Below are 24,378 nucleotides of genomic sequence, written 5' to 3' on the forward strand. Positions count from 1 at the left end.
GGGTCAGATGTATATAAGAGACAGGTCCCCCACCCACTGCAGCAGCGACCCGAACGCCCGGCTGGCGAGCGTACCCAGCCCCGAGCGGGCACTCGGCTTTCCGCTCGGCCTCGGGCAGGAGCGGCCCGTCACCACCGACGAGATCGGCACCTACCTGCACGCCGTGGACACCGCCTCCGACCGGGTGGTGACAGGCGTGCTCGGTACGAGCGCGCTCGGTCAGCCGCTGCCGTACGCGGTGGTGTCGAACGAGCGCCACGTCCGGCCGGCCGCCCTGCGCAGGATCGCGGACGACATCCGGGAGCTGCGCGACCCGCGCCGGACCACGCGGCGCGAGGCGGCCGAGACCGCCGCCGACTCCCCGGCCATCGTCTGGGTGGCCGGCAACGTGCACGGCGGCGAGAAGAGCGGAGCCGACGCGGCGCTCAAGACGCTGTACGAGCTGGCCGCCGGCCTGTCGTGCGCGGTCGCCGAGCGCAACGACAACCTCGTCACGATCATCGTGCCCACGCAGAACCCGGACGGCCGGGACGCGAACCGGCGGCAGAACGAGTTCGGCTTCGACCTGAACCGCGACTGGTTCGCCCGCACCCAGCAGGAGACCGACAGCAAGCTGGAGCTGATGCGGCGCTACCCGCCGCAGGTCTTCGTCGACGCCCACGAGATGGGCGGCTCGCAGTACTTCTTCCCGCCCAACGCCGACCCGATCCACCACGAGATCTCCGGCGAGGCGGTCGACTGGATCAACCGGATCGGCGAGGCCAACAAGGCGGGCTTCGGCTACAACGGCGCCTGCACCGAGACCGTCACCACCGAGTGCTACTTCAACTACGCCCGGTACGACCTGTTCTTCATGGGCTACGGCGACACCGTGCCGGCGACCGGCTTCGGAGCCGCCGGCATGACGTTCGAGAAGGGCAGCGCCTCGGCGGTGGCCGACCGGGTCCAGCAGCAGTTCCACACCCAGTGGTCCACCCTGGGCTGGGCGGCCGCGAACCGGCACGAGGTGCTCACCGACTACTACCGGATCTGGACGGACGCGCTCGCCCAGGGCCGGGCGGGCACGCTGGAGCCGAACGAGGTGGTCCAGCCGACCAACGAGGTCCAGTTCCCGGTCCCGGACCTGAAGATCCGGTCCTACTTCCTGCTCCCCGACCGGCAGCTCGCCGACGTACGGCAGCTGGTCGAGCGGCTGCGCCGGATGGACGTCGAGGTGTACGAGGTGCAGCAGGCGACCCGGGTGCCCAACGCGCGGATCTTCGGCGGCCGGAGCGCACGGAACCTCACCGTGCCGAAGGGCGCGTACTGGATCCCGATGGAGCAGCCGCAGAAGCACTGGATCCAGGCGATCATGGGCGAGGACCCGTACACGCCGTTCCCCTACTTCTACGACGTCTCGTCCTGGAGCAATCCGCTGCTGATGGGAGTGCCGACCATCTCCACCGGGGACGACGTCCGCCCGCGGGCGAAGCTGGTCCGGCAGATCTCGGGCGGCAAGACCGGGCACGCCTCGTTCCGTGGCTCGTACGGCTACCGGCTCGACTCGGCCGCCGCCGCGGAGTTCACGTTCCGGCTGCTCGGTCGCGGCGTGCCGGTGGTGCGCGACGGGGCGAGCAGCCTCGTCCGGGTGGCGGCGACCCGGCTGACCCGGGAGATCGACGAGCTCGCCGAGTCGTTGGGCGTGACCCTCACCCCGGGCGGGCCGGCCACCGGCAGCCGGCTGGAACTGCCCGACGTCGGCCTCTTCTCCGGCGCCGGCATCTCCACCACCGCCGGCTCCCACGGTGAGGCCCGGTACGTCCTCGGCGAGCGCTGGGGGCTGGACCTGAAGCCGGTGACCACCGCCGACATCAACGACAACACCGAGGCGTTCACCGGCCGTACGGTGCTGCTCGTGCCCGACGGCAGCAACCCGACCGGTGGCCTCACCGCCGCCGGGCAGGCCAACCTGCGAAACTGGATCGGGCAGGGGCACACCTACATCGGGCTGCGCAACGAGGGCACCCGGATGGCCCGGGCCGCCGGGCTCACCTCCACCACCGAGAAGCCGAAGCCGACCGGCTACCAGGTGATCGGGTCGCACCTGCGGGTCGACGTCGACACCGCCAGCCCGGTCGCGGCGGGCCGGCCCGCCGAGGACTTCGAGTTCAACAACGGCGACCCCATCCTCAACCCCAGCACCACCGGCACCAACGTGCTGCGCTACCCCAGCGGGGACACCTTCTGGGCGAACGGCTACACGGTCGGCGTCGACGCGCTGCGCGGCACGGCGGCCGTGGTCGACGAGCCGACCGGCGCCGGTCGGGCGGTGCTCTTCGCGTTCAACCCGCTGTTCCGGGCGTACAACGAGAACGGGCTGCATCTGGTGGCCAACGCGCTGCTCTACCCCGCGACGGGCACCGGACGCACCGCCGAGCGGGCGGCGGCGGTCGACCCGGTCCGGGCCGCCGCGGCCCGGACGGCCGCCCCGGAGAACCTCGGCGGCGAGTGGCGGCCGATCACCATCGAGGTGGCGGACGCCGACCTCGCCCGGACCCGGTCGATCGTCGAACGCTTCACCGGCGACGCCCGGACGTCGACGGCGGGCGGCTCGGCCTACCTGGTGATCCCGAACCCGCAGGGGCGGCAGGCCGACGAGCACCCGTTCCTGGGTGACCTGGTGCGGGCCCTGCGCACGGCGGGGGTACCCCTGCGGTCCCTGATCGCCTGAGCCCGGGGCGGGCCCGGCCGGCGGCGACCGGCCGGGCCCGCGCCCGAGTTGGCTCCGGCGGGGTCGGTGCGGCAGGATCGGGCGGCCCTCGCGTTGTCGCGGACGTCACGTGCCCGGGCGTGGACGCCGGACCGGCTGCGCGAGAGTCTTGGAAAGCTGATTCCAAGATGAGGTGAAAGTGCCATGGACCTGCGCTCAGACGCTGTCGTGCTCTTCGGTGTGACCGGTGACCTGGTCGCGAAGAAGCTCTTCCCGGCGCTGTACGAGCTGACGCGCCGCGGTCGGCTGGACATGCCCGTGATCGGCGTCGCCCGCTCCCGCTGGGACCACCAGCAGCTGCTCACGGCGGCGCGCAAGTCGGTGCTGGAGGCGAACGGTCAGGTCGACGACGAGGTCTTCGACGCCCTCGCCGAGAACCTCACGATGCTCTCCGGAGACTACGCCGACCCCGGCACCTACCAGCGGCTCGCCGAGGCGCTCGCGACGGCGCGGCGGCCGCTCTTCTACCTGGCCATCCCGCCGGCGGTCTTCACCGCCGTGGTCGACGGCCTGGCCGGCTCCGGCCTGGCCGCGCGCGGCCGCGTGGTCGTCGAGAAGCCCTTCGGCCGTGACCTGGCCACCTCGCACGAGCTGAACACGGTGCTGCGGGCCGCCTTCGACCCGGAGCGGATCTTCCGAATCGACCACTACCTCGGCAAGGAGGCGGTCGAGGGGCTGCGGGTCTTCCGCTTCGCCAACCGGATCTTCGAGCCGCTCTGGAACGCCGAGCACATCGCCAGCGTCCAGGTGACCCTCGCCGAGGGCTTCGGCACCGAGGGGCGCGCCGGCTTCTACGACCGGGTCGGCGCCACCCGTGACGTGCTGCAGAACCACATGCTCCAGGTCGTGGCCCTGCTCGCCATGGAGCCCCCGGCCGACGCCGGCGACGACGCGTTCCGCGCCGAGGAGATCCGCGCCCTGAGCCAGGCGGCGCCGCTCTCGCCGGCCACCACGGTCCGCGGCCAGTACGCCGGCTACCGCGACGAGCCGGGCGTGGCCGCCGACTCCAACACCGAGACCTTCGTCGCCACCGAGCTGCGGATCGACTCGCCCCGCTGGGCCGGCGTGCCGTTCTACCTGCGTACGGGCAAGCTGATGCCGAGCACGGCGACCGAGGTCGTGGTGGAGTTCAAGACGCCGGAGCGTAACCTCGTGCCGGCCGCCGACGGGGCCGCGCCGGAGCCGAACCTGCTCCGCTTCCGCCTCGGCCGCCACGACGGCGTCACGCTGTCGGTCCAGGTCAAGGAGCCCGGCGCGGAGGTGACGGGCGCGCCGGTCGAGCTTCCCGTCGACTTCGACGCCACGCTCGGACACCGGCGGGAGGCGTACGAGCGGCTGCTCGACGACGCCCTGGACGGGCGGCACCTGCGCTTCGCCCGCGAGGAGACGATCGAGCAGGAGTGGCGGATCGTCGAGCCGATCCTGGACCTGCCGGAGCCGGTGTCGTCGTACCCGCGTGGCAGCTGGGGCCCGGCCGAGGCGGCGACGCTGGCCGGTCACTGGCACGCCCCGACCACGCGCTGACGACCGGCGAGGCCCGCGGACGGTGGCACCAGCGCCGTCCGCGGGTCCGCCCCGGCGCGATCTGTCGTGCCCGCGCACCATCCGTCCGCACTCCGCGGCCACACCTACTTAACCAACGTTAAGCTGGGGCGATGACACCATCCGATGCCGTCTCCACCCCGGGCTCGGCGCCGGCCAGACCCCGGCACACCGCCGCGGGTCGGCGCACCCGGGAGCGGATCGTGCAGACGGCGGCGGATCTCATCCACCGCAAGGGCGTCGCCGGCACCAGCATCCCCGACGTGCAGCAGGCCGCCCGGGTCAGCGCGTCGCAGATCTACCACTACTTCAGCGACAAGACCGAGCTCGTGCGCGCCGTCATCGCCTACCAGGTCGAGCAGACGATCGAGGGGCAGCAGCCGCATCTCGACCGGCTGGACAGCTTCGCGGCGCTGCGGGCGTGGCGGGACGCCGTGATCGCGTCGCAGGAGCGGCACGACTGCGCGGGCGGGTGCGCGATCGGCTCGCTCGCCAGCGAGCTGGTCGAGACCCACGAGCCCCTGCGGGAGGACCTGGCCCGGGCCTTCGACCGCTGGGAGGTCCCGATCCGGGAAGGGCTGCGCCGGATGCGGCAGGACGGCGTACTCGTCGCCGAGACCGACGTCGACCAGCTGGCCACCGCGCTGCTCGCCGCGGTCCAGGGCGGCCTGCTGCTCAGCCAGGTCCGGCGCTCGACCCAGCCGCTGCGCGCCGCCACCGACGCGGCGATCGGCCACGTGGAGAGCTTCGCCGCCTAGCACCGGCACCGCTACCCGCAGTTCAGTCCAGCTGCCTGAGGCGTGCCCGGTGGGCACGCAGGTTGATCGGACGCCCGCAGACGCGAACCGGATGCCGGACTCCACTGTTGTTCCGGGAGCGGCCGTAGAAGGCCACCTGGCAGCGCGGGTTGCGGCAGGTCTTGATCCGCCGCCTCTCGCCTGCGAGCCGCCCCTCGAACACTGGCATACGTCACCCCGTGGCGGACCCCTCGCCCCGGGGCTCGGTAGGTGCTCGGGTCGCGCGACGTCGACGATCGCCGATCGGGTCGCCGCGGGCGGGCGAACGGCTCGGGCCGGACGTCGTCCGGGTCGAGGGGCTACCCCGCGAACCGCCGGCCGGGTACGTTCCGGAAGATCGCGATCGATGACCGGCGCGACGCCTGGGGGCCGCGTCCGCGGGCCGCGAGGGTCGTCCGCCGACGGACGGAGGGCGCAGAGGTGAGGATCAGAGCGGGGCTGTGCGTGGCCGCGACGGTCGCGGCCGGGCTGGTGGGGGTGGGGGCGGCACCGGCCGCGGCCGCCGACGTGGGCGGCGCCACCGTGGTGCCGGTCCAGGTGACCGGCGATCCGGCGGAGCGCTTCAACCTGGTGCTGCTCGGTGACGGGTACACCGAGGCGGAGCTGCCCACCTTCCGCTCGCACGTCGAGAAGCACCTGAACACCCTCTGGACGATCGAGCCGTTCAAGTCCTACCGCAGCTACTTCAACGTCTACGCCGTCGAGATCGTCTCCGCCGAGTCGGGCGTCGACTGCGACCCGGGGCTGGGCGACCCGCAGCGGGACACCGTGCTCGACATGGGCTTCTGGGGCGGCTGCAACCCGAACAGCGTGCAGCGCCTGCTGGCCGTCGACGGGGCGGCGGCGAACGCCTACGCCGATCTCGCGGCGGGCACCAACCGGGGCAACCGGCAGCTCGTCGCGCTGGCCAACAGCAACACCTACGGCGGCGCCGGTGGCGTCAACGCGACCGCGTCCGGCGGCAACGCGCTCTCCGCGCTGATCAGCCCGCACGAGCTCGGGCACTCGCTGGGCGGCCTGCAGGACGAGTACGACTACTACGCCCGCGGCGTGGCCGGCGACACGTACGACGGGCCAGAGCCCTCGTCGACGCACCACACCCTGCTCACCGAGGCGCAGATGCGCGACACCCGCGCCAAGTGGTGGCGCTGGCTCGGTGAGCCGAGCGAGTCCGGTGGCACGATCGGCCGGTACGAGGGCGGGCTCTACCTGCAGAAGGGCGTGTGGCGGCCGAGCCGGCACTCGATGATGAAGTCGTTGGGCTTCTACTTCGACCAGGTCGCCCGGGAGCAGATGACCGAACGGATCGCGAGCCGGGTCGACATCCTCGCCGGCGGCACCGGGACGGGGCAGCCGATCGGTGCCGACCGGGTCGTCCGGGTGGAGACCCTGCACCCGGTGAGCCACGAGCTGACGGTCGGCTGGACGGTCGACGGCACGGCCGTCCCCGGTACCGGCAACGCCCGCGACCTCGACCTGCGGACGCTGCGATTCACGCCCGGAACGCACACCGTCACCGCGACGGTCACCGATCCGACTCCGTTCGTCCGCGACCCGGCGGTGCGGGAGTCGCCCGCGCTGACCCAGCGCCGCACCTGGACCGTCGACACCCGGCTGACCACCCCCGTGGTGGACGAGCCGCTGGCGATCACCACGTCGACCGCGACCGCCCGGCCGGTCGGCGCACAGGACGTCGTGTACGTGGAGAGCACCCAGCGCAGCGACCGGATCCCGGCGGTGAGCTGGGCCCTCGACGGCCGCCCGGTGGCCAACCCCGGGCACGACGGCGACCTGGAGCTGGCCGGGCTCGGCCTGACCGGCGGCACCCACCGGCTCACCGCCACGGTCACCGACCCGGTCACCGCCGAGTCGGTGACCCGCTCCTGGACTGTCGACGCGACCCGCCCTGATGTCGACTACGCCCTGTCGGAGCCGCTGCTCAGCACCGCCAGGCCGGGCAAGCCCACCGAGTACGTCTACAACGGCCCGTTCACCATGCGGCTGACCGGCACGGACGACGCCGCGGGCCAGGTCACCGCCGAGTTCCGCCTCGACCGCGACGGCTGGCACAACTACTACGGCTGGCCGACCGACGCGCAGGAGCCGTTCCTGTTCACCGCGACCGGCACCGACGTCGACGGCCTGGTCTACGGCAACCTCGGCTCGGGCGGCCTCTCGGTCTCCCCGTTCGCGCAGCGCTCCCCCGGCTACGGCCGGCACACCGTCGAGTACCGGGGCATCGACGCGGTGGGCAACGTCGGCGCGGCCGGGGAGTTCGTCGCCACGCTGATTCCGCCGCCGCCGACCTGCACCGACGTCGTCTCGGGCCGGCACGCCGGCGCACTGGTCGTCACCTCCGGCGTCACCTGCCTGCGGGCGGCCACCGTCACGGGCGGTGTGACCGTCCGGGCCGGTGCCGCCCTCGTGGTCGACCGGTCCTCGATCACCGGCGCCGTGGTGGCGACCGGTGCGACGGCCGTGGAGCTGTTGAACAGCAGCGTGCGGGGCGCGGTCACGGTGACCGGCACCACCGGTCACGTCACGGCGGTGGGCAGCCGGGTGGACGGCGCCCTGCTGCTCAGCGGGAACACCACCGGTACGACGGCGGCGATCCTCGCCGGCAACGAGGCGGCCTCGGTGCACTGCGCGGGGAACAGCCCGGCCCCGGTCGATCTCGGCGCACCGAACCGGGTGCGGGGCGCCGCGTCGGGGCAGTGCCGGGGGCTCTGACCGGCGGTCGAGGGACCTGACCGGGGCCGGTCGCCGTACGCGGCGACCGGCCCCGGCATCGTCGACCCGTTCTACAACGTGGGGTTGCCCTCGCGGCCCGAGTGCCGGTGCAGCTCGTCGAAGAGGGCGACGCCGGCCATGACCACCGCCACCGCGATGGCGGCCACCATCGGCGGGAAGCGCAGGGTGATCGGCGCGGCCACGCCGAGAGCCAGCAGGCCGACGTAGAGCGCCATGCTTCGCCGGACCGAGTAGAGCTCCCGTTCGAGGAACGCCCGGCCGATCAGGAACAACGCGGGTCCGCCGAAGATGACGACCACCAGCGCCCAGTCGATGGGCGGGTCGGCGTCCCGGACGATCTGACCGAAGCCGACCGCGCTGCAGATCACCCCGCCGACGATCAGCAGCAGGCTGAGGTTCGACCGGTCGGTGAGGCGCATGGCGGGACTGGTCCCGTTCTGATGCTCCGAGCGGCCCCACGACCGGTGGTAGAAGTAGATCCGCCAGTAGGCCACGACGGTCAGGAAGGCCGCCACCAGCACGATCGTCCGGCCGACGGAGAGGCCCGGGAAGCTGACTGCGGCACCCGTCTCGAGCACCACCTCGGCGAGGGCGATCATGAAGAACTGGTTGTACCGCTCGGCGAGATGGTCGTAGACGAGGTCTTCGTACTTCCGGCGGTTCGAGCCGAGCCGGGGTACGGCCCAGGCCGTGACCATGCCGAGCACCTCGATGCCGACGGCGATGCTCCACAGGACGCCGCGGGTGACGCCGGCGCCGGCCGCGCCGGTGAGCCAGAACGTTCCGGAGAACGTGTGCCAGCAGAGCACCCGCACCGGCGCTCGCCAGGCCGTACCGCCGTCACGACGCAGCGCCAGCGCGAGGTGGAGCGGACGCAGGACCTGGAGGAGGACGTACGTCACGGCGAAGATCACGCCGCGTTCACCGAACGCCTGCGGCAGCGAGACCGCCAGGATCAGCGTGCCGAACATCGTCGCCACCAGCTCCACCTGGATGGTGGGGGAACGGGGGTCGTAGATGCTCGACGTGACGGCATTGATCGACCAGATCATCCACATCGCGACGAAGAAGAGGATGGTCTGGCCCGCCTCGGAGAGCAGCGTGTGCCGGACGATGGTCAGGTCGTCGGCGATCCGTCCGGCGAGGCGGGCGAGCGCGAACACGTAGACGATGTCGAAGAGCAGCTCCAGGACTGTCGCACTACGGGGAACCCCACCGTCGGCCGGGCGGGCCGGAAGGCGGATCATGTCCGGCTTGCGTGGATTCGCACCTTCATCGCGGTCAGTTCTACCACGCCCGTTCCGGACACCGGGCGCACACGGGACCGCAGTGACCCGGCAGGTGCGGCAAGAGGACGTGCGGGGCCGGCGCGGGCGAGGCCGCCCGGACGGCGAAGGGCCGCCCCGCTATCGAACTGCGGGGCGGCCCTTGCTGACGCGAGGCGCGGGATCAGCGGCCGGTTGCCGCCCGTTCCCGCCCGTCGTCGAGGTTGACCTCGTCGAAGGGGGGCGCGGCGTCGACGGCGTCCGCGGCCACCGCCGCCGATTTGACGCTCTCCGGCAGGTCGATGCTGGTGCGCAGCGTGACCGGCTTGAGCGCCAGCGCGGCGATGACACCGACCACGGCGATCACCGCGGAGATGAGGAAGATGTGCCCCGTGGCGTCGCCGTACGCGGCCCGGACGATGTCCTGGATCGCGTCCGGCAACGCGGTGATGTTGAGGTTGCTGGTCTCACCCATGCCGGAGGTGGGGACGCCGGCGGCGGCCAGGTCGTGGGTGATCTGGTCGGTGACCCGGCGGGCCAGGACGGCGCCGAGCACCGAGACCCCGATGGTGCCGCCGAGCGACCGGAAGAAGGCCACGCTGGAGCTGGCCGCCCCGATGTCCTTGAGCGAGACGGTGTTCTGCACGGCGAGGACGAGGTTCTGCATGGTCATACCGACGCCGACGCCGACGAGGAACATGGCCGCACCGATCAGGAGCAGCGACGTCTCGTGGTCGATGATGCCGAGCAGCGCGAAGCCGACGACCAGGACGATCGCGCCGAACACGATGTACGGCTTGATCCGTCCGCTCTTGGTGATCAGCCGACCGGCGACGATCGAGGAGATCAGCACACCGCCCATCATCGGGATGGTGAGCAGACCGGCCTCGGTCGGTGTGTAGCCGCGCCCGATCTGGAAGTACTGGCCGAGGAAGACCGAACCGCCGAACATGGCCATGCCGACCGCGAGGCTGCCCAGGATGGCGAGCGCGGTGGTGCGCTCGCGGATGATCTGCAGCGGGACGACCGGCTCCGCGGCCCGCTTCTCGACCACCATCGCCAGGGCGAGCAGGATGATCGAGCCGGCCACCATCACGCCTGACTGCCAGGAGATCCAGGCGAACGAGCTGTCGACGAACGAGATCCAGATGAGCAGCACGCTGACGCCGGCGGCGATCAGCGCCGAGCCGAGGTAATCGATCTTGACATTGTCCCGGCGGATCGTGGGCAGCTTCAGCGTGGCCTGGAGCAGGACGAGCGCGATGATCGCGACGGGCACGCCGACGAAGAAGCACCACCGCCAGCCGAGCCAGGAGGTGTCGACGATGAGGCCGCCGAGCAGCGGGCCGCCGACCGTGGCGAGGGCCATCACGCCACCGAGGTAGCCGTTGTAGCGACCCCGCTCGCGCGGCGGGATCATCGCGGCGATCGCCACCTGGACGAGGGCCTGCAGGCCGCCGACCCCGATGCCCTGGAAGGCGCGGGCGGCGATGAGCTGACCGGCGCTCTGCGAGAAGCCGGCGACGATCGAACCCAGCAGGAAGACGACGATGGCGAGCTGGATCAGGAGCTTCTTGCTGAACAGGTCGGCGAGCTTGCCCCAGATCGGGGTGGTCGCCGTCGCGGTCAGCAGGGTGGCGGTGACCACCCAGGTGTACTGGGTCTGCGAGCCGTTCAGCGCGCCAATGATCTTGGGAAGCGCCGTCGAGACGACGGTGCTGCTCAGCAGCGCGACGAAGAGCACCAGCAGCAGACCGCTGAGTGCTTCGAGCGTCCGCCGGTGCGTCATCGGCTCGGCGCCGGCGGTTGTGGTGGGTGCGCTCATCGCGCGGCCTCCAGATTGTCGTGGTTGTCGAGGGCGACCTCTAGGTCGCGGGTGAATCGGTGCAGCCCGGCGCCGAACGCGACGACCTCGTCGGCGGTCCAGCCGGCGAGAGCCCGATCGAGCAGCCGGGCGTACCAGTCCTGGGTGTCGGTCAGGGCGGTCCGACCCTCGGGGGTGACCGCCAGGGCGTATGCCCGCCGGTCGGCCGGGTCGGAACGTCGCTCGACCAGGCCGTACGCGACGAGGGCGGCGACGGCGCGGCTGACCGTCGACGGGTCGAGTCGGGCACGCAGCGCCAGCTCCCGGGCGTGACAACCGTCGGCGAGCCCGTCGATCTGCGACAGGATGCCGACCAGCCCCAGCGGGATGCCCGGTTGCTCCTCGGCTCGACGCTGCTTGATCAACCGGATGCTCCGGAGGAGGTCCTGGAGCCGGCGCACGAGTTCACGAACGTCGCCCCCCATGCTTCCCTCCCGACCAAAGATGGTTGCCCCACGCAAGCATCTACAAAACTTGCCCAGCAGGCAAGTTTGCCGCCTGAGAACTGCGTCACGTACCGTCTATGTCATGGACGAGACTCCTGGGCTGCGGGAACGCAAGAAGGCGGCCACCCGCGCCGCCCTGCACGAGGCCGCCCTACGGCTCGCCATCGACCAGGGAGTGGACGGCATGACCGTCGAGGCGATCGCCGACGCGGCGAACGTCTCCCGCCGGACGTTCTCGAACTACTTCTCCGGCAAGGAGGAGGCGATCTTCCACGGCGACACCGTGCGGCTGCGTCGGATGCTGGAGCTGGTCCGGGCACAACCCGCCGACGAGCAGCCCTGGACGGTGCTGACCCGGGCGGCGTTGCAGCTCGCCGAGGAGACGTACCTCGGCAACGAGGAGTGGCTGAGCCGCCGCCGGCTGCTGCGCGGGCACCCCAGCCTGGCCGCACACCAGGTCGCGGCGTTCGCCGTCGTCGAGCGGGAGCTGGCGGCGGAGCTGGCACACCGGCTCGGCGGCGACGACGTGGCACTGCGGGCCCGGGTCCTCGCCGCGATCTTCCTGACCACCATGCGGGTCGCCGTACAGGATTCGACCGAGCACCCGGAGCGACCGCTGCTCGACGTCGTCGGCGCGGCGCTCGCGGCCGCCGCGCCGGCCTGACCTCCCCCGGCGCCCCCGCCGGGTCGGGCGCGGCGGTCAGCGCCGCCAGACCGGGGGCGAGCGCCACTCGACCAGGGCCAGCGTGACCCAGGCCAGCGCGACGAGCAGGACCGTGGCCGGCGGCGGCAACCCGCCCAGGCCGATCACCACCGCGGCGAGCGCCAGGCCGACCTGGGCGAGGGCGACTCCCCGGCTCACCCGCACGTCGAAGCCGCGATAGACGACGACGCAGCCCAGAATCAAGGTCAACTGGCTGCCGCCGAGCAGCGGCCCGGCGACGCCGTGGTCACCGTGCACCGCCTCCCGCGCGGCCACCTCCACGGCGACGCCGGAGGCCACGATCGAGCCGTACACCAGCAGGTGGCCGTACGCGTAGAGATAGCTACGGACCACCTGCGCCCGGCCACCCCGGAGCGCCCGGTTGCCCGCCTCCTGGTCGAAGGTGGACGCGAAGTAGACCCACCAGATGCCGCAGGCGATCACGAAGCCGCCGATTCCGACGGCCGCGGCGGCCGGTCGCCAGCCGGTGTCGCTGATGCCGTTGGCGACCGCGAGCACCGCCTCCCCGAGAACGACGATGGTGAACAGCCCGAACCGCTCCGGCATGTGCGACCGCTGGACCGGTGCCCGGCCCGCCCAGGTGTACGCCAGCGGCCCGGCCACGGCGGCGTTCAGGGCCAGGCCGACGCCCCAGAGCGCGTAGCGGGCGGGTGCGGGGACCAGCAGGGACGAGAGCCAGAGCACCGCGCCGAGCAGGAAGCCCGCGGCATTCCACCAGCAGAACTCCCGCGCCGATTCCCGGCGCCAGCCGACCACCGCGTACATCCCGGCGAGGAGAGCGAGCAGCAGCCCGTACAGCAGCGCGAAGAGAACCGAGTCGGCGGCCACCCCGCCGTGGAGTGCGGCGGCCAGCGCGAGCACCCCCAGCATCGCGACCAGCTGCACGAACCGGCTCGGCGGACGGTCGTCGTCGAAGAGGTCCGCGAAGTACGAGAAGCTGAACCAGAGCCACCAGATGGTGGTCATCAGCCCGGCGAAGACCAACACTCCGTGGACCGACGGGTCCTCGTGGAGAAGCCCGCCGAGCTGGAACACGGCGACGACGAAGACCAGGTCGAAGAAGAGTTCCAGCCAGCTCGCGCGTCGCGCCTCGGCGGAGCCGGGGCTGCCGGCGTCCACGCCCCGTCCCACCACCCGAGCAGACTAACCGCCCGTTATGGGTTTGATATCCGTTTCCCGGGTGCGGCCGGTCCCACCCCGCCGGCCGCCGGTGTCCGATCATCAGCCCGGCCTATGGCCGCCATCCGGATCGACGATGGCCGACCCGAAATCGACAGGCCCGCAGCCCCGTTGTGTCGGTTCGTTGGCCTGACGGTGCCACGGCGCGTGACGAGCCCACCCGGGCCGACCGCGCAGGGCACCGCGGAAATTACACTGCGTTACGGAGCGAAACCATGGGAATGTTGGACGGTAAGGTCGCGCTGGTCACCGGCGGCACCTCCGGAATCGGCCGGGAGAGCGTGCTGCTCTTCGCCCGGGAAGGCGCCAAGGTCGCCTTCACCGGACGGCGGGAGGACGCCGGCCGGGAGGTCGCCGAGGAGGTCACGACGGCCGGTGGCGAGGCGCTGTTCATCAAGGCCGACGCCACCCACTTCGAGGGCGCGGCGGACGTCGTACGGCAGGTCGTCGAGCGCTTCGGGCGGCTCGACGTGGCGTTCAACAACGCCGGCACCGCGAAGGTCGGCCCGCTGACCGAACTGAGCGAGCAGTTCTGGGACGAGCTGGTCGACGGCAACCTGAAGGGCGTCTTCTTCTACCTCCAGGCCGAGGCCGCGCAGATGAAGCGGCAGGGCGGCGGCGGTTCGATCGCGGTCAACGGCTCGGTCTTCGCCGAGCTCGGCACCTGGGGCATCTCGGCGTACAGCGCCAGCAAGGGCGGCGTGGCCGCACTGGCCCGCGCCGCCGCCGTGGAGCTCGGCCCCGACCTGATCCGGGTGAACACCGTCAACCCCACGGTGATCCGCACGCCGCTGACCGCCGGCGGCATCACCACCACGGACGAGGGCGCGGAGCACCACCCGCACGGTGAGCGGATCCCGCTCGGCCGCATCGGCGAGCCGGAGGAGGTCGCCCAGGTGGCGCTCTTCCTCCTCTCCGACCGAGCCTCCTTCGTCACCGGCCAGTCGATCATGGTCGACGGCGGGCAGAGCGTGAACTGACGACGACGCGCACCGGGGAGGTGGCCGCCTCGCGCAGGACGTGGGGCGGCTACTTTCCCGCCGCCGGGCGGCGCCGGGCGCGGGCGAGCAGCGCCACCACGATCAGCAGCACGCCCGACCCGCCGGCCGCCAGCGCGGCGACGAAGACGATCCGCCTTCCGCCGTCCCCGCCGGCCGCGGACCGGTCGGTCGGCGTCGAACCGGTCGGCTCCGGCGTCGCACCCGGCGAGCCGGACGGCGCGGGCGCGGCCAGCGGGTAACGCAGGATCGTCGGTCTCGTCCCCGGCGGCTGGTCGACGGTCTCGGAGACGGTCAGCAGCGAGCGGCCGTCGGCGCTGTAGCTGATCGACTCGCCCTGCGGCTCGTCCGGCAGCGGCGTGGCCCGGGGTGTGCCGCCGGTCAGCGCCGCGATCACGTCGCCGCCCGCCACGTCGAACTCGAAGGCGTCGGCGTACGTGCGCAGCACCACCCGGCGTCCGTCCGGGGCGGTGGCCGCGCCGGTCACCGCCGAGCGACCCAGCAGGCCGTACGGGTTGCTGGTCGTCGAGGCGGGCAGGGCGACCCGCCCCACCTTCGCCAGCGGCACGGACCCGCCGGACCGCAGCGCGCCGGTCGGGGCGTAGAGGTTGGCGGAGAACTTCGTGACGACGACCGGCCGCCCGTCGCCGGTCACCAGCATCGCCTCGGCGTCGTGCGGGCCGTCCGGGTACGTCATCCGGTACAGCACCGGTCTGTCGGCGCCCGGGGCCAGCTTCCACACCGCGATGGTGGCCCGGGACCGGTCGTTGTCCCCGACGTCGGCCACCCAGATCGTCCCGTCCGCGCCGACGGCCAGATCCTCGGTGTCGAGCGGGCGGGTCGGGTACGGCACGGCACGGACCACCGCGCAGTTCCGGTCGAGGAAGAAGATCCTCCGGCGGGCCTCGTTCTCCGCACCGTCGTTGACCACGACGAAACCGTCGTCCGTGGCGACCAGGCCGGAGAGCTCGGTCAACCGGGCGTCCCGCACCTCACACGCCGGCTCGCCCGGCGCGGCCGACCCGGCCCGCGCGGCCCCCGGCACCGCCACGACGGCCAGCAGGACGAGCACGCCCAGCGCCGCGCCTCGCCGCTTCCCGACTCCGCCAGCTCCCCACATCCCGGCAATCTTTCCACCGCCGGCTGCTCCGCGCGGGCAGCCACGGGGCATCGCCGTCCCGTCGGGTTCACGACGTCCCCGCGGGCCGCCGCGCCGAACGTCGGACACGCCGGTGCCGGCCACCGCTGGGGTGGCCGGCACCTGTCGGATCGGTCAGGCGTCGTTGAGCGCGGCGGCCAGGGCGTCGGCGAAGGCGCTGTCGTTCGGGGCGCCGCTCACTCCGACGCGCCACGTGCCGCCGGCGAGGTCACCGACGGGCAGCGGCCGGCCGCCCGGCTGCCAGAGCGGCTGCCACGCGATGGAGCCGCCGGGCCGGTTGAACCAGCGGTTGTCCTCGCTCCAGGCCGACCCGGCCTGGTAGGCGGCCACCAGGGTGGTCGACTCGTCGGTGGCGAGCGTCCACGGGGAGAAGCCGGCGACGTCGCCGTCACGGTCCACCCCGGCCGGGTCCCCGACCCGGGACAGGCTGGAGTCAAGGTTCCACGCGGCCTCCCAGACCGGCGCGGTGGTCGGGCCGGCCACGTGCCACAGGAAACTCACGTCCACCGTGGTCGCCGCGAACCGGAACCGCCAGTCCACGGTCACCGGCTCGTCGCCGAGCCGGATACCGGTGAGGTTCACGTCGGCGCCGTCGGCCGACACGGTCACGCCCGCCGCCGCGCCCGCCGTGTCCGTCGGTCCGAAGGTTCCGACCGCGAGATACGGCGCCGTGGACCGGAACGACGAGTCCGTCACCGCCCGGTACGCGCCGAGTCCGGCCGGGTCGGCGGCGTACGAGACCAGCCGCGCCTCGGGCGCGGTCTGCACGACCGCCCGGTAGTACGGCGTGCTGACGACCCGTCCCTTCGTCACCACCGGGGTACGCCAGTCGAGCGGGGCGAGCCAGAGACCGCCCTGCCCCCAGCCGGCGCCGGTGACGTACCACCGGCCACCGCCGGTGTCGTCCCTGACCACCTCGGCCGCGTGCGCGTTGATCCGGCCGACCAGCTGGTCGACGGTGAAGTGGAGCGGGTCCGAGCTGCGGTAGACCCGGGTGTCCTGGTAGCCGCTCTCGCAGCAGACGAAGAGGTACCAGGAGTTGCCCTGGCGCACCACGAACGGCGACTCGGTGGGCCCGCCGAAGGTGCCGGTGGCCGGGTGCTCGAAGGCCGTCCGCCGCTCGCTCCAGTGCACGAGGTCCCGGCTGGTGCGGTACGCGACGATGTGGTGGCCGCCGGCCGGGGTGCTGTTGGCGGTGTAGTACATCACCCACTCGTCGCCGACGCGGGTGACCATCGGGTCCCGCCCGTCGAAGCCGTCGGTGAAGAGCGGGTTGCGCGAACTCCGGGTCCAGTGCACCAGATCCTTGGAGGTGGCGAGGTGCATCCGGTACGCCTCGTGGTCGGCGGTCCCGCCCGCGTAGAACATGTAGTAGGTGCCGCCGTGGAACATCACGTACGGCGCCCAGATGTGGGTCTCGCCCGCGCTCGGGTCGGCCTCCAGGGCGAACGGCTGCTTCGTCCAGGGACCGCGCGGCGACGGCGCCGTGGCGTGGCCGAAGAGCTTCTCGTCCAGCGGGTCGGCCGGCTCGGCGTGCGTGATCGCGAAGACGTGCCAGAGGCCCGTCCTGCGGTCCCGCACCACGGTGTGGTCGTTGTAGTACCAGGGCTCGTCCTCGCCGACGCTCGGGTCGTAGACGTTCACGAACTCACCGGCGGTGACCTGGGTGGACCGGTTCTCGTACGGCTGGTTGTCCAGCCCGGCGGGGCCGGCGGCCCGGGCCGGGGACGGGGCCACGAGCAGGCCCACGGCGAGGGCGAGCAACGCGGAGATCCGGCCGGTACGCGACGGTGGGCGGGGCATCGCATTCCTCCACACGGTGGGATGGGGATTCCGGGGACGCGGTGCAGCGGGTGGGCCCGACGCCGGGGCCGACGGCGGACCCACCCCGGGCGCTACTGCGCGCCGCCGAGCTGGGTGTAGACCTGGGCGGCGTTCTCCTTGGTGATCTGCGTCGTGCCGAGCGTGGTCGTCTTCGGGACGTCCTTCTGGCAGTCGACGAGGATCTTCTTGGCCAGGTCGATCGCCTCACGGCCGCCGGTCGGGTACTGGAACGTCGCCTGCAGCCGGCCCTGCTCGACGGCCTTGATGCCGCCGGAGGGGACGGGCAGGGCGTCGATCCCGGTGAACTTGATGGCGGTCTCCTTGCCGGCCGCCTTCGCCGCCAGGTAGGCGCCCTCCGCCATCGGGTCGTTGTGCGCGTAGACCGCGTCGATGTCGGGGTGGGCCTTGAGCATCGCGTCCATGACGCTCTGCCCCTTCTCCCGCAGCCACTCGGCGGTCTGGGTCGCCACGATCTCGATCTTCGGATTGCCGGCGATGCCCTCCCGGAAGCCCTGGGCCCGCTCGGCCGCCGGCGTGGAGCCGGGCAGGCCGGAGATCTCGACGACCTTGCCGCCCTGCGGCAGGAGCGTCTTCGCGTAGTACTCGCCCGCGGCCTTGCCGATGGCCACGTTGTCGCCGCCGATGAACGCGGTGTACGCGTCGCCCTCGACCTTGCGGTCCAGCACGATCACCGGGATCCCCTGGTCGTACGCCTTCTTCACGACCGCGGTGAGCGGCTTCGCCTCGTTCGGCGAGATGACCAGCAGGTTGACGCCCTGGGAGATGAAGTTCTCCACGTCGGCGACCTGCTTGCTGTTGTCCTGCGCCGCGTCGGAGACGACCACCTTGAAGCCGGGCACGGCCTTCGCCGCGTTGGTGATGTCGTCGTTCATGACCTGCCGGTACGGCTCGGCGTTGTTCGCCTGCGACATGCCGATCAGGAAGTCCTTGCCGGTGCCGCACTCGGCCGCGGCGTCGGTGCCGCCGTTGCCGTCACCGGCCTTCTCGACGCTGCACGCCGTGGTGGTGGCGAGGACGGTCAGCGCGAGAACGGCGACGGCTCTTCGGGCGTAGCGCATTGTTACCTCCGTTTGGTGGTGGGGGTCAGGAGATGCGGGGGCGGAGTTTCTGCAGCGCGGCGGCGGCCACGATGACCAGTCCCTTGACGACCAGCTGCACGTTCGCGTCGATGTTGTTGAGGGCGAGGATGTTGTTGAGGATCCCGAGCAGCAGCGCGCCGGCGATGGTGCCGCCCATGGATCCGCTGCCACCGGCGAGGCTCGTCCCGCCGATGACCACCGCCGCGATCGCGTCCAGCTCGTAGCCGGAGCCGTCGTTCGGGCTGCCCTGGTTCAGCTGCCCGGCGTGGATGATCCCGGCCAGCGCGGCGAGCAGACCGGAGATCGCGAAGACGGTGATCCGCACCCGGCGTACGGGCACGCCGGAGAGGCGGGCGGCCTTCTCGTTGCCGCCGATGGCGTACACGTGCCGGGCGAAGGCGGTGCTACGCAGCACCAGGAGCGCGCCGACCCCGATGGCGATGAAGAGCACCGCCGGCACCGGCAGCACCCCGTTGATCGAGCCACTGAGCAGCGAGAACGCCTCCGGTGCCTCCTTCGGCCCGTCCCCGTACGCGATCGGGATGCCGAGCCCGCCGGACCACATCCGGGCGATGCCCCGGGCCGCCTGGAGGCCGGCGAGCGTGACGATGAACGACTGGATGCCGATCCGGGCGACGATCGCCCCCTGGGTGGCGCCGAACGCGGTGCCGATCAGCAGCACGATCAGCACGGTCGGGAGGATTCCCATCCCGCTGTCGACCATGAGGGTGGCCGATCCGACCGCGGCCAGGCCGAGCACCGCGCCGACGGAGAGGTCGATGCCCCCGATCAGGATGACGAACGTCATGCCGACCGCGATGATGCCGATCTCCGAGACCGCCCGGACGATGTTGGCCAGGTTGCCGGAGCTGAGGAAGATGTTCTCGCCGTTGCGTACGGGCGAGACCGCGATCGCGATCAGGAAGACGGCGACCAGGCCGAAGAGGCTCTGGAACCGGAAGAAGTTGTCGACGAGCGCGTGCCGATCCCTCGGCAGCCGCAGCGACGGGCGGCGGGGTGGCGGTGTCTCGGCCGGCGCTTCCTCGACGGCGGCGGGGTTGGGCGGGTTCATCGGGTCTCCTTGGCATCGTCGCCGTTGGCCGCGGCGAGGATCGCTTGTTGGGTGGCGGACGCGCGGGGCAGGGTGGCCACGGTGCGACCGCGGTGCAGGACGACCACCCGGTCGCAGAGGCTGAGCAGCTCCGGCAGCTCGGAGGAGGCGAGCAGGATCGCCATGCCCGTGTCCGCGAGCCGGTGCAGCAGCCGGTAGATCTCCGCCTTGGCCCCGATGTCGACGCCTCTGGTCGGTTCGTCGAGCAGGAGCAGCCGCGGCCGGGTCAGCAGTTGCTTGGCGAAGACGACCTTCTGCTGGTTGCCGCCGGAGAGGGTGGCGGCGGCGACGGCCGGCGAGGCGGCCTTGACCGCGAGGGTGGTGAGCTGCTCGGCCACGGTCCGCCGCACCGCCTGACGGCGTACCACGCCGAGCGTCGTGAGGGTGGAGAGCGCGGAGAGCACGACGTTCTCCGCCACCGAGTGCTCCAGCATCAGACCGGCGCCGCGCCGGTCCTCCGGCACGAACGCGACCCCGCGGGCGAGCGCGGCCCGGGGCCCGCGCGGGTGGTACGGCCTGCCGTCGATCGTCACCTGGCCGGTCCGGCGCCCCGCGCCGCCCGCGCCGAAGAGGGTCTCCAGCAGTTCGGTGCGACCGGCGCCCATCAGTCCGGCGAGACCGACGATCTCCCCGGTGCGCACGGTGAGGTCCACTCCGGCCGGCTCGGTCCGCCCCGGCATCGGCCGGCGTGGCAGCACGGCGAGACCGCGTACGTCGAGCAGCACCTCCCCCGGTTCGTTGCGGCCCTCGCCGAAGAGGGCGTCGACCGACCGCCCCACCATCAGCTGGATGATCTCGTCGCGGGACGCAGTCTTCGGGTCGACGGTGCCCGCCAGGCCGCCGTTGCGCAGCACGGTCACCCGGTCCGCGACGACCTCGATCTCCGCCATCCGGTGCGAGATGTAGACGATGCCGACACCGGCCCGGCGCAGCTCAGTGATCGTCGCGAAGAGGCGCTCGACCTCCGCGTCCGCCAGCGCCGCGGTCGGCTCGTCCATGATCAGCACCCGGGCGTCGAGCGACAGCGCCCGTCCGATCTCGACCAGTTGCTGCTCGCCGACGCGCAGGGAACCCACGAGGCGGCGGGGGTCCAGGTCGGCGCCGAGCGTACGCAGGTGTTCCGCCGCCTGCCGGCGCATCCGCCTGATGTCGACGCCGCCCAGCCGGGTCCGCGGCTCGCGACCCAGGAACATGTTCTCCGCGATGGAGAGCCCGGCCACGAGGTCCAGCTCCTGATGGATCGTGGCGATGCCGGCCCGCTGGGCGTCGACCGGGCCGCCGAAGCTCACCGGCCGGCCGTCGACCTCGATGGTGCCGTCGTAGTCGGTGATGACCCCGGACAGGATGTTGATCAGGGTCGACTTGCCGGCGCCGTTCTCGCCGAGCAGCGCGTGCACCTCACCGGCGGCGATGGTGAGGTCGATGTCGCGGCAGGCCTGGACACCGCCGAACCGCTTGCCGATGCCGGTCATCCGGACCAGCGGTCGTTCTGTCATACGGCACCTCGTGGATCGTCTGCGGGATCTGCTGCGGGTGGAGCCGGAGCCGCCGGGCCCGCTGGCGCGGACCCGGCGGCTCCCGACGGTCACGACGAGGTGAGCTGCGCCTCGACGTAGTCGAGCCCGGCGAGGTATCCGGTCGACGCCGCGGCCTTGCCGGTCACCGTGAGGGTGAGCGTGTGCCGACCCGCCGTCAGCTCCCGCCGGCCGTAGTCGATCGGGTCGCTGACCACCACCTCCGGCGAGTGGTACGCGTCGAACGCCGCACCGATCCGGGTCCCGTCGATCGCCACCGTGTTGACGCCGTAGTCCCGGGCCAGCGTCTGCACCAGGCGCAGCTGGTACGTGCCGGTCGTGGGGACGGTGAACGCCACGGTGACGCTCCGGTTCGGCGCGGTCGGCCGGAACCAGAGCTGAGCGCTCTGCGACCAGTGCACGCCGCAGCAGTCGCCCTGCACGTCGGCCGGTCCCTCGGCGGTCACCGCCGGCAACGTCGACTCTCCCTCGATCCGCAGCGTGTCGCCGGTGCTGGCCGAGTCGACAGCCGAGTACGCCCCGGCGTTGCCCGCCGCGTCGACCGCGCGCACCCGGTAGTACCAGGTCTCGCGCAGGCCCAGCCCGCCGTGTTCGAAGCTGGGTCGGGTCGTGGTGCCGACCCGGTTCTGCGGACCCGGCGTGAAGCCCGCCGTGCGGGAGGCGAAGACCTCGTAGCGCGGCGCGTAGACGTCGTCGTCGGTCGGCTGCCAGGCCAGTGTCACCGCGTTGGTCGTGCCGCTGGTGGCGGTCAGCCCCTCGACGGCGCCCGGCCGGGTGCGGTCGGTGAACGGGTCGACCAGGCTGAGCGCCGCGTACCGGGCCGCGGACCAGGCCGGCGCGCCCGCGGTGGGGGTCAGGGTGACCGTCACCTTCGACTTGCCGGCGGTGAGCGCGGCCGGCAGACGGAACTCGTCGTCGAGCCAGCGGTGGGACTTGTTGGCCAGCGGCTGGGACCAGACGCCCGCGTCCCGACCGTCGACCCGGACGGCCACCGACTGGTACCCGGCGGACTGGTCGCCGATCCGGCGCAGGATCGCGCCGCTGTTCTGGCGGTCGAGGGCGACCCGGAACCGGATCGGGGTGGTGGAGGCGCGGGTGTCGTCGGTGACCGGGCGGAGCGTGCCGTCGTCGCCCTCGAAGGTCGAGGTGAGGACCTCCCGCGGACCGCCGGAGGTGTACCCGTGGGCGGACTCGCTCGCGGCGTCGCCGACGTCGACGCTGTCCGTCCAGCGCTGCCCGACGGTGTCCTGGCCGTACCAGTAGGCGGTGGAGCCGTACCGGGCCGGGTCCTGGTCGCCGGGGCCGTGCTCGATGCCGAACCGCAGGCCGGTCGAGAACGACACCGACTCGGCCACCATGAGCCGGTACGCGCCGGTGCAGTCGTACTGGCAGCCGTAGTCGGCGACCTCGTGCGCGGGGTTGCCGTTCACGGGCGCGTTGAACGTGCCGTGGTTGAAGTACCAGCCGGCCTCGTAGAAGTCCTCGGTGCCGGTGCCGTGGATGCTCGGGCTCTGCGCGCCGTCCACGTAGACCCGCTCGTCGCCCTCCAGGTAGTTGCGCTGGTTACCGGCGGGGATGTGCCCCTCCATCGTCTGCGTGACACCCACGAACTTGCCGCGTCCGGCCACGTCGAGGAAGAGGTGGTCGGCGCCGGGGACGGTGTCGGCGCTGGTCGCCGTGGCCCGGAAGTAGCCGGCGTCGCCGGTGGGTCGCAGGGCCGCCGCCCACTTCGCCGACCGGGCGGTGGTCAGCGTGGCGGTCGACGACGTGATCGGCACGGTCGATCCGTTGCGCAGCTCGACGGTGTAGCGCGACCGGTAGGGCATCGGCCACCAGGCCGACAGGGTCGAGGTGGCCGGGTCGACGGCGAACATCAGGGACCGGACCTCGTGCAGCCCCAGCCCGGTGCCGAAGAACTCGCCGAGCGGTGCGTCGACTGTGGTCTTCCCGTCGAACGTGATCCGCAGCCGGGTCTGGCGCAGCACCGCGTCGGAGGCGGCGACGGCCGCCTTGCGCTCGGCGTCCGCCGGGTAGGACATGGTGTTGCTGCCCTGCCAGCTCTGCGCGGTGATCGTGTAGTCGTGCGCGGTCTCGGCGTCGGTGTGGGCCGGGCCGAGGTCCATCGTGTCGGTGCGCTGCGCCGTGCCCCCGACGAGGCTGTCGACCCAGTAGGTGAACTCGTTGACGTCCAGGTCGGACGAGACGAACTCGTTGCTGACGGTGATCTTCGACTTGCCGGCCGTGGCGCTCGCCGGCAGCTCGACGGTCTGGTCCTGCCAGGTGCCGAAGGGCACCGGGGCGTTGGCCGGCCACTCGCCGACCGCCACCCCGTCGACCAGGATCCGCGCCCGCTGGTTGCCGATGTGCGGGTCGAGCCGGCGGGTGAGCCGTACGCCCGTGTTGGCCGGGTCGACGGCGACGGTGAACCGGCTGCCGCCGCCGGCGCCGAAGGCGCGACCGTCGTCGGCGATCGGCTGGGGCGCTCCGACGAGCTGCGGGATCCGGAGCGTGAGCCCGGTGACCGCCCCGGGGCCGTTCCCGCTGGCGAGCGTGGCGCGGCCGCCGGCCGGCACCGAGAACCCGCGCTCGGACGTCGTCGCACCCGGCTCGGCGCGCTTGGGGTCGCGGGTGCCGGCCGCCTTGAGCTGGTCGATGACGTCCAGGGCCCGGTCGGCCGGGTCGAAGGTGCGTACGCCCTCGGCGCTGGTGAACCTGCGGTAGGCGACGTGGTAGAAGACCGGGTTCTTCTCGGTGGTGATCCGCATCGAGCTGCGGTACGTCATCGGCGCCTTGATGTAGACACCCCCGGAGCTCTGCGCCGCGTTGGCGACGACCGGGTAGACGAAGGGGGCGCCGAGCTTGCCGTCCACGACGTCCTGGAGCTTCGCGTCGAGCACGGTCCGGCCGTCGAGGACCACCTTGATCTTGCCGGTGGCGGAGACGTTCCCCTCGTCGCGGGTGAACCAGATGGAGTCGATCTCGCCGGCGCCGGTGGCCTCGGCGATGACGCAGCCCTCGGCGGTGGTGCTCAGGCAGGAGTACTGGCCGGAGAAACCGTCGTCGTTGCCGCCGCTGCGGTCGAAGCTGGAGAACTGGTGGGCACGGGAGCCGTCGGTGAGGTTCGGGAGCCGGTCGAGCTGCCGGTAGACGTCCCAGCCGACGGGTCCGGTCGTGGTCGGGCCGGCCGAGGCGGTGGCCGGCCCGGCGAGACCGGCGACGGCGGAGCCGGCGATCAGGGTCACTGCGGCGGCGGCGCGGAGCAGCCGCCGGGCGGGGGTTCTTGGCGCGCGAGTGGTGGGTGTCATGAGTCGCCTTCCACATCGGTGGGTGGGGC

Annotated in this window: 17 protein-coding genes; 6 read left to right on the top strand and 11 right to left on the bottom strand. The window is 72.4% G+C overall.

All coding sequences use genetic code 11. The features are described from left to right. From E1211_RS17135 to E1211_RS17145, 3 genes are all read left to right on the top strand, one after another. On the top strand, window positions 1-2,710 hold a 2,710-nt coding region (locus tag E1211_RS17135; RefSeq protein ID WP_132350001.1), incomplete at its 5' end, for a M14 family zinc carboxypeptidase. A 183-nt stretch (window positions 2,711-2,893) separates the two neighbouring features. Then, window positions 2,894-4,273, top strand: coding sequence for a glucose-6-phosphate dehydrogenase (gene zwf / locus E1211_RS17140; RefSeq protein WP_132350002.1), 1,380 nt, complete (start codon window positions 2,894-2,896; stop codon window positions 4,271-4,273). Between the two features lie 131 nt (window positions 4,274-4,404). After that, complete coding sequence (locus E1211_RS17145) at window positions 4,405-5,049, top strand: TetR/AcrR family transcriptional regulator (protein ID WP_132350003.1); 645 nt, start codon at window positions 4,405-4,407, stop codon at window positions 5,047-5,049. A 22-nt stretch (window positions 5,050-5,071) separates the two neighbouring features. Here the strand turns inward: E1211_RS17145 and E1211_RS17150 are convergent, their stop codons facing one another. After that, a complete protein-coding gene (locus E1211_RS17150; RefSeq protein ID WP_243709562.1) occupies window positions 5,072-5,257 on the bottom strand; it encodes a CGNR zinc finger domain-containing protein in 186 nt (61 codons plus the stop codon). 251 nt (window positions 5,258-5,508) lie between these two features. Here E1211_RS17150 and E1211_RS17155 point away from each other — a divergent pair, with 251 nt between their 5' ends. After that, complete coding sequence (locus E1211_RS17155) at window positions 5,509-7,818, top strand: M64 family metallopeptidase (RefSeq protein WP_132350004.1); 2,310 nt, start codon at window positions 5,509-5,511, stop codon at window positions 7,816-7,818. Window positions 7,819-7,889: 71 nt separating this feature from the next. Here the strand turns inward: E1211_RS17155 and E1211_RS17160 are convergent, their stop codons facing one another. The 3 genes from E1211_RS17160 to E1211_RS32990 all read right to left on the bottom strand — a co-directional run bounded on the left by E1211_RS17160 (window position 7,890) and on the right by E1211_RS32990 (window position 11,393). Beyond that, window positions 7,890-9,086 carry a low temperature requirement protein A gene (locus tag E1211_RS17160; RefSeq protein ID WP_132350005.1) on the bottom strand — a complete coding sequence of 399 codons (1,197 nt, stop codon included), beginning with the start codon at window positions 9,084-9,086 and terminating at the stop codon, window positions 7,890-7,892. A 202-nt stretch (window positions 9,087-9,288) separates the two neighbouring features. Then, window positions 9,289-10,929 carry an MDR family MFS transporter gene (locus tag E1211_RS17165; RefSeq protein WP_132350006.1) on the bottom strand — a complete coding sequence of 547 codons (1,641 nt, stop codon included), beginning with the start codon at window positions 10,927-10,929 and terminating at the stop codon, window positions 9,289-9,291. Continuing rightward, window positions 10,926-11,393 carry a MarR family winged helix-turn-helix transcriptional regulator gene (locus E1211_RS32990; protein ID WP_207915400.1) on the bottom strand — a complete coding sequence of 156 codons (468 nt, stop codon included), beginning with the start codon at window positions 11,391-11,393 and terminating at the stop codon, window positions 10,926-10,928. The genes E1211_RS17165 and E1211_RS32990 overlap by 4 nt, the downstream gene beginning before the upstream one ends. Before the next feature lie 103 nt (window positions 11,394-11,496). Here E1211_RS32990 and E1211_RS17175 point away from each other — a divergent pair, with 103 nt between their 5' ends. After that, window positions 11,497-12,078: a TetR/AcrR family transcriptional regulator gene (locus tag E1211_RS17175; RefSeq protein WP_132350007.1), complete on the top strand. Its 582-nt coding sequence runs from the start codon at window positions 11,497-11,499 to the stop codon at window positions 12,076-12,078. Between the two features lie 36 nt (window positions 12,079-12,114). Here the strand turns inward: E1211_RS17175 and E1211_RS17180 are convergent, their stop codons facing one another. Continuing rightward, the gene (locus tag E1211_RS17180) at window positions 12,115-13,272 is read right to left on the bottom strand and encodes a low temperature requirement protein A (RefSeq protein WP_132350008.1); all 1,158 of its coding nucleotides are present in this window, start codon (window positions 13,270-13,272) and stop codon (window positions 12,115-12,117) included. A gap of 260 nt (window positions 13,273-13,532) precedes the next feature. Here E1211_RS17180 and E1211_RS17185 point away from each other — a divergent pair, with 260 nt between their 5' ends. Continuing rightward, on the top strand, window positions 13,533-14,297 hold the full coding sequence (locus tag E1211_RS17185; RefSeq protein ID WP_132350009.1) for an SDR family NAD(P)-dependent oxidoreductase: 765 nt from the start codon (window positions 13,533-13,535) through the stop codon (window positions 14,295-14,297). A 49-nt stretch (window positions 14,298-14,346) separates the two neighbouring features. Here E1211_RS17185 and E1211_RS17190 read toward each other — a convergent pair whose 3' ends face one another. The 6 genes from E1211_RS17190 to E1211_RS17215 form a co-directional block, all read right to left on the bottom strand. Then, on the bottom strand, window positions 14,347-15,435 hold the full coding sequence (locus E1211_RS17190; RefSeq protein WP_243709563.1) for an esterase-like activity of phytase family protein: 1,089 nt from the start codon (window positions 15,433-15,435) through the stop codon (window positions 14,347-14,349). A gap of 153 nt (window positions 15,436-15,588) precedes the next feature. Beyond that, window positions 15,589-17,277, bottom strand: coding sequence for a family 43 glycosylhydrolase (locus E1211_RS17195; RefSeq protein ID WP_132350010.1), 1,689 nt, complete (start codon window positions 17,275-17,277; stop codon window positions 15,589-15,591). 92 nt (window positions 17,278-17,369) lie between these two features. Further along, a complete protein-coding gene (locus tag E1211_RS17200; protein ID WP_132350011.1) occupies window positions 17,370-18,377 on the bottom strand; it encodes a substrate-binding domain-containing protein in 1,008 nt (335 codons plus the stop codon). Window positions 18,378-18,402: 25 nt separating this feature from the next. Continuing rightward, on the bottom strand, window positions 18,403-19,470 hold the full coding sequence (locus tag E1211_RS17205; RefSeq protein ID WP_132350012.1) for an ABC transporter permease: 1,068 nt from the start codon (window positions 19,468-19,470) through the stop codon (window positions 18,403-18,405). Beyond that, window positions 19,467-21,005, bottom strand: a complete 1,539-nt coding sequence (locus E1211_RS17210; protein ID WP_132350013.1) for a sugar ABC transporter ATP-binding protein — start codon at window positions 21,003-21,005, stop codon at window positions 19,467-19,469. The genes E1211_RS17205 and E1211_RS17210 overlap by 4 nt, the downstream gene beginning before the upstream one ends. 89 nt (window positions 21,006-21,094) lie before the next feature. Next, window positions 21,095-24,349, bottom strand: coding sequence for a DUF2961 domain-containing protein (locus E1211_RS17215; protein ID WP_207915401.1), 3,255 nt, complete (start codon window positions 24,347-24,349; stop codon window positions 21,095-21,097). Window positions 24,350-24,378: the final 29 nt, after the last annotated feature.

Origin of the sequence: Micromonospora sp. 15K316 (assembly GCF_004348525.1) — a bacterium.
Lineage (GTDB): Bacteria > Actinomycetota > Actinomycetes > Mycobacteriales > Micromonosporaceae > Micromonospora.

Excerpts from the sequence above, each read along its gene's own strand:
- E1211_RS17165 (WP_132350006.1), bottom strand. The coding sequence starts at position 10,929 with ATGAGCGCACCCACCACAACCGCCGGCGCCGAGCCGATGACGCACCGG.
- E1211_RS17145 (WP_132350003.1), top strand. The coding sequence starts at position 4,405 with ATGACACCATCCGATGCCGTCTCCACCCCGGGCTCGGCGCCGGCCAGA.
- zwf (WP_132350002.1), top strand. The coding sequence starts at position 2,894 with ATGGACCTGCGCTCAGACGCTGTCGTGCTCTTCGGTGTGACCGGTGAC.
- E1211_RS17185 (WP_132350009.1), top strand. The coding sequence starts at position 13,533 with ATGGGAATGTTGGACGGTAAGGTCGCGCTGGTCACCGGCGGCACCTCC.
- E1211_RS17175 (WP_132350007.1), top strand. The coding sequence starts at position 11,497 with ATGGACGAGACTCCTGGGCTGCGGGAACGCAAGAAGGCGGCCACCCGC.
- E1211_RS17210 (WP_132350013.1), bottom strand. The coding sequence starts at position 21,005 with ATGACAGAACGACCGCTGGTCCGGATGACCGGCATCGGCAAGCGGTTC.
- E1211_RS17200 (WP_132350011.1), bottom strand. The coding sequence starts at position 18,377 with ATGCGCTACGCCCGAAGAGCCGTCGCCGTTCTCGCGCTGACCGTCCTC.
- E1211_RS17190 (WP_243709563.1), bottom strand. The coding sequence starts at position 15,435 with ATGTGGGGAGCTGGCGGAGTCGGGAAGCGGCGAGGCGCGGCGCTGGGC.
- E1211_RS17205 (WP_132350012.1), bottom strand. The coding sequence starts at position 19,470 with ATGAACCCGCCCAACCCCGCCGCCGTCGAGGAAGCGCCGGCCGAGACA.
- E1211_RS17150 (WP_243709562.1), bottom strand. The coding sequence starts at position 5,257 with ATGCCAGTGTTCGAGGGGCGGCTCGCAGGCGAGAGGCGGCGGATCAAG.
- E1211_RS32990 (WP_207915400.1), bottom strand. The coding sequence starts at position 11,393 with ATGGGGGGCGACGTTCGTGAACTCGTGCGCCGGCTCCAGGACCTCCTC.
- E1211_RS17215 (WP_207915401.1), bottom strand. The coding sequence starts at position 24,349 with ATGACACCCACCACTCGCGCGCCAAGAACCCCCGCCCGGCGGCTGCTC.
- E1211_RS17195 (WP_132350010.1), bottom strand. The coding sequence starts at position 17,277 with ATGCCCCGCCCACCGTCGCGTACCGGCCGGATCTCCGCGTTGCTCGCC.
- E1211_RS17160 (WP_132350005.1), bottom strand. The coding sequence starts at position 9,086 with ATGATCCGCCTTCCGGCCCGCCCGGCCGACGGTGGGGTTCCCCGTAGT.